The 5,456-nt window shown below is 41.0% G+C and carries 4 protein-coding genes; 2 read left to right on the forward strand and 2 right to left on the reverse strand.

Annotation, left to right across the window (positions count from 1 at the left end; all coding sequences use genetic code 11):
- Positions 1 to 112: 112 nt before the first annotated feature.
- Both MTBBW1_RS12905 and MTBBW1_RS12910 read right to left on the reverse strand, forming a co-directional pair.
- Positions 113 to 1,156, reverse strand: a complete 1,044-nt coding sequence (locus tag MTBBW1_RS12905; protein WP_080804201.1) for a caspase family protein — start codon at positions 1,154 to 1,156, stop codon at positions 113 to 115.
- Positions 1,062 to 2,081 carry a hypothetical protein gene (locus MTBBW1_RS12910; protein ID WP_186441261.1) on the reverse strand — a complete coding sequence of 340 codons (1,020 nt, stop codon included), beginning with the start codon at positions 2,079 to 2,081 and terminating at the stop codon, positions 1,062 to 1,064. The genes MTBBW1_RS12905 and MTBBW1_RS12910 overlap by 95 nt, the downstream gene beginning before the upstream one ends.
- 629 nt (positions 2,082 to 2,710) lie before the next feature.
- Between MTBBW1_RS12910 and MTBBW1_RS12915 the strand changes: the two genes are divergently transcribed.
- Complete coding sequence (locus MTBBW1_RS12915; RefSeq protein WP_080804203.1) at positions 2,711 to 4,414, forward strand: NAD(P)H-hydrate dehydratase; 1,704 nt, start codon at positions 2,711 to 2,713, stop codon at positions 4,412 to 4,414.
- A 36-nt stretch (positions 4,415 to 4,450) separates the two neighbouring features.
- Positions 4,451 to 5,359, forward strand: coding sequence for an Rpn family recombination-promoting nuclease/putative transposase (locus MTBBW1_RS12920; RefSeq protein WP_080804204.1), 909 nt, complete (start codon positions 4,451 to 4,453; stop codon positions 5,357 to 5,359).
- Positions 5,360 to 5,456: the final 97 nt, after the last annotated feature.

The raw sequence follows: 5,456 nt of genomic DNA on the forward strand, positions 1-5,456 counted from the left end.
AAAAACAATGATGCAATGCATGATATAATCTTGGTTTTACTTTTCATCCTGAAATTATTAATAAATCGATGTATTATCCCTCCTATTCTTAAAAGTCTCTGAATTTGAAGCCTTATTTCCCTATGGTCATGGCAGGATCATACCTGCCTGAAACAGTAGGTGTCTGGACATGTTTGGTATCTTTTCTCACATACTCCGAGACATAGGTGGTTAATTCTCCCATATTGACCATTTTATTACCATTAAAATCAGCTTCTCCTTTCAACCCCTGAAGTATATACCATGTAAAAACACCATGACCGCCACCCCATTGGCTGCTTTCAAGGGAATACTGACGGTTACCAGATGCTGTTACAACACATATACCCTCCTTGACACCGGAAAGGCTGTGTAGTTCGTCCGTAACAGGATTCCTGTCAAAATTCATTCCTGAACGCCTTGCCACATCAAAGGATTCACCAACTCCGCCGCTGTGACAGGCATCTGTTATTACAACCACTTTATCTGATTTGATAAACCGTTTTAAAGCAGTGTAAATATCCCACATGGGAAATGCAGTTGAGACAATACTGTCATACTTGACATCATAGGGCAAAAGATAAAGATTTTCCTGATCCAGTGGGGTTGCAGGGGAGCTCTGCCCTGCAAAATAGATGGTCACCATATCCTCCTTAAGGGGGCTGTTGAGCCACTCAAAGAGAGCATGACGGATATTTTCTACTGTGGCATCACTGTTAAGAAGCAGCTTTATATTACTTGGGGTATATCTGCCGCCTTCCGGAGATACAAGCCAATCATAAAAAGCTCTGGCATCAGCAGCCGCATATCTCAAAGAGGGTACCCTGCTGTCCTTATAGTCAGAAATTCCTATAATTACAGCCCATTTTACTTCACTGTTTTTTACAGGTGGCAATGGTAAAGGTGCAACTTCATTCTGCTTTTCCGGTACTGACTTGGACTGTACCGCCGGCTCTATTGTTTTTACAGGCTCTGATGTTTTTATAGGCTCTGATGTTTTTATAGGCTCTGGTGTTTTTACAGGCTCCGATTGTTTCAAAGGCTCAGGCAAAGGAGCAGGTTTTGCGACAGAAGCCACTGCCTGGGGTGGAGGAGTACTCTTGGAGACAGCTACAACCGACGCTTGTATTTGGTGCAATCTTGGGTTTCACCGGCAATTCCGGTTCCATCACCGGCCGAGGCTTTGATACAGATTTCACAGCAGGTGCAACTGCCTGGGGTATAGGAGCAGATGCAGCTTTCTTAGGTGCAGGAACAGGTGCAACTGCCTGGGGTATAGGAGCAGGTGCAACTTTTTGAGGTATAGGCAATGTTTTGGCATCAGATGACAGAGGCTTTTGCAATGGGTTATGAGCCTGCTGTGCCATTAATTTAGCCTCATCACGAATACGCTGATACCGGGTTGGCGCACTGTAGGCAGCATTGTTTTTCTCCGCCTGCCCGGAACCGACCACATAAGCTTTTGATTTTTGATACGTATTGAAATGCTCTGACTGATTATCCTGAAAGGCAATATTTTTTTTATCCTGGGTCAGAAATCCCCGCCACTGTTTTTTGCTGTCCATTATCTTAAAAAAACCTGTCAGTTCAGAAATATTTTTTTCCTTTGTATCTATTCTTACCCACCTGATATTACCGGATGACGCATCTTCCTCTGCCGAAATATTATCCATAGTAACAGGATTATAAGGATTATACTCCTTCACTCCGATTTTTCTGACCGATGCCTCCTCTGCCGTCAATGTCATATCATCCACAAATGTCAAACGACCGGAAGCGACTTGGAATGTCTCCCCCCCTATCTGTCGGGCAATCAAGGAGCTACCCTGGGTCAATCGATATTCAACATAAGAGTATTGCCCGGAAGGAACGTTAAAAAAACAGTAATACCCATCATGAAGTGAAGTGGTATAGGTCCTGCCTGTGGAAAAATGTTTTATGGTAAGATCACCTTTTCTGTAGCTTCCCTGAATAAAACCGTATGCGGTATTTGCAAGGACAAATTCAAACTTTCCCACAAGCACACCCACATCATCGCTTTTGGGCACAGGCGCTGTGGTCACGCATCCTGATGAGATCATTAATATAAGACCAATCAAAATAGTTGTATTTATTCTATACATACTCGATGTTCAAGTTTTTTTATGTTGACCTTTAAAAATCACCATTTTTCAAGGTTTACGATATATTGTTGACTTTGCTCACTGCCTTAAAAATTTGTCAGCAATTTATCGAAACGCCTGTCATTTAGTAATTTAAGAAAATCAAGAATTAAAAACTTGAACATCGAGTACATAGCTTTACTCCTGTTTTTCAGTAAACTAAAGTTATAAATTAACATACCTTTGATCTTGTCTGAGTCAGTCTCCTGCCTGTAATGTTTTCTGAATCAGGATTCCCAAGATTAACAAAGATAAGGCAGGATTATCTATCCTGAGCATCCTATCCATCCTGGTTATCCTGATTCAGACAACTGCAATAACTTATGCAAAAGCAATAAGATGTCGATTTTGAGTTTTTATCCTGTTTCAGACAAATGCCAAAAAATTGTCAAAACTTGACAACTTACTGAATATTGATATTCTCGAAAAATATCAATACAAAGAAGATTTTAAAACAAAAAACCGATGAAATCAATCATAAGCAGTTTTAAAAATTGAGTTGATGAAGACAATTAGGAGAAGAAAAAACCATGTACCTTGTAACCGCAGGCCAGATGCAAAACATTGACAGGAAAACCATTGAATCCTTTGGCATTTCAGGACAGGTTTTAATGGAAAATGCTGGCAGGGGAGCCTTTGACATGATGATGGAGCACTTCCCTGAAATTCACAAGTGGCGGGTGTGCATTCTTGCAGGCCGTGGTAACAACGGTGGGGACGGATTTGTAATTGCCAGATATCTTATGAACAAAGGGATAAATACCACAACATTTATACTTGGTGAAAGAGGCCGGATTTCAGGAGATGCCAGGCATAACCTTGAACTTCTTGACAAAATTGCTAACGCCACAAAAGAAGAGAAAAGTGCAAATACCACAGAAAAAGATACCCTGACACATAAAGGCAACAAGATGAGGGAGAGCGATACCTTGCATAAGCTGCCTTCACAAAAAGTCAACGAAATTCCTGATATTGAATCATTTAATCAGCTAAAAAACCGAATTGTTCACCACGATCTGTTCATTGACGGCATACTGGGTACAGGCCTTAATAGTAACGTAAGAGGGGTTTACAAGGAAGTGATCGACACCGTAAATAATCTTGGAAAGCCTGTTTTCAGCATTGACATTCCATCAGGCCTCAATGCCGACACAGGAAAACCCATGGGAAGCTGCATAAAGGCATCATTTACAGCCACCTTTGCCTTTGCAAAAATCGGCCATATGCTCCATCCCGGAAAAGAGTTGAGCGGCAGATTAAATGTTATAGATATCGGTATTCCCGCCTTTATGGCAGAAAAAGAGTCCATTTCAACCCATCTGATCGACAAGGATATGATACGCCCTCTGTTTCCGCCCCGTCCATATGATGCCCACAAGGGAACCTTTGGCCACCTTTTTGTGATTGCAGGCTCTGCCGGCAAGACAGGTGCGGCAGCCCTTGCATGCAACAGCGCAATGGCATGCGGAGCAGGGCTTGTAACCCTTGGCATTCCGGAAAGCATCAACAGCACCATGGAGCCCCAGGTGACAGAAACCATGACACTGCCACTTCCTGACAGCTCGGAATTCAAAGGTTCACTTGCAGCATCAGCCCTGGAAAAAATTATTTTACATGCAAAAGGCAATGGCAATGAAAAAGCCAAAACAGCCCTTGCAATTGGCCCTGGCCTTGGGCTCAACTCTGATACCATACAACTTGTAAAATCAATAATAACAGAGCCCATCATAAATGATATTCCCCTTATAATTGATGCTGACGGACTTAATGCCATTGCCACTGACGATTTTAATACCCTCACTCTCCTCAAAAAACGCAAAATCCCGGCTATACTTACTCCTCACCCAGGAGAAATGGCAAGGTTGACAGGCAAGACATCCTCTGAAATACAGGCTGACAGACTGGGATCAGCAAAGAGTTTTGCAGATGAATTTCATGTCATTGTTGTGCTGAAAGGTGCAGGAACAGTTATTGCCATGCCTGATAAAAGCATATATCTTTGCCCCACCGGCAATCCTGGCATGGCATCAGGGGGAATGGGTGACACTCTAACAGGCATGATTGCAGGATTTCTGGCCCAGGGCTTTTCCGCTAAAAATGCATCTGTGGCAGGGGTTTATATACATGGGCTGTGCGGAGACAGACTTGCAAAAAGAAGGGGAGCATTTGGGTTTACAGCTTCAGATATCATAAATATCCTTCCGGAAACCATATTTAACTTTCTCCGTGAATAGTCCGGTTAAAATATCAGAGTAAAAAAGGTTAAAACAATGACATATGTGAACCCAACATCAGACATTTTCATAAAATACTTATTTGGCAAAGAAGAGCACAAAGGTCTTTTACTTGATTTCATAAATGCAGTTCAAGCAAATATGAATTTTCCTCTGATAGAGAAAGTAGAGCTTAAAAATCCCTTTAATATAAAAGAGCTTGTATTTGACAAGGAGTCAATTCTTGATATCAAGGCAGTATCTGAAACAAAGGAAATATATAATATAGAAGTGCAGACATCTGGTAACAATATATTTAAAAACAGAAGTCTATATTATTGGTCAAAACTATACTCATCTCAACTTGAAGAAGGTCAGTGGTACAATAAACTTTATCCTGTTATCTGCATAAATATACTTGACTTTGAGCTTTTCAAGGAGACAGACAGATATCATCTCTGTTTTATGTTGAGGGAATGCAGGGATCCTGAACTTTACCTGACAGATCATCTTGTAATGCATTTTCTTGAACTTCCAGGTCTTGGAAATTATAATAAGGAAAAGCAGTTAGAACAATGGCTCTATTATTTGAAAAATGAAGGTAAAACAGAAGGAGACGAAGCCATGAAAATATTGCTTAAAGAAAATCCACAGATAAGCAAAGCCCATGAAAAATATGAGGCATTCACCCGTGATGAAGCACTTATTGATGCCTATGAAGCACATATGAAGTGGAAAAGGGATTATTATTCAGGTATTGAATCAGCAAGACTTCAAGGCAGGGAAGAAGGTGAAAAACTTGGTATTGATAAAGGTGAAATTATAGGTAAAATTCGTCTTTTCCATGAGATCCTGGGACTTTCTGTACCTTCAAGTGATGAATTAAAAGAGATGAGTGTTGAAGAGCTTGAAACAATGCATGAAAAGATTGAGGACAAATGGATGCATGTTAAATCAAATAAATGAGATCCTCCTGCTATCTTGCTTGCAGTGGCAGTAAACGGTCATGGCTGACATCCAGTCACCCCCGAATATGGAAAATTGTATCCATTTCCACGGTAAA

The organism is Desulfamplus magnetovallimortis (assembly GCF_900170035.1).
GTDB lineage: Bacteria > Desulfobacterota > Desulfobacteria > Desulfobacterales > Desulfobacteraceae > Desulfamplus > Desulfamplus magnetovallimortis.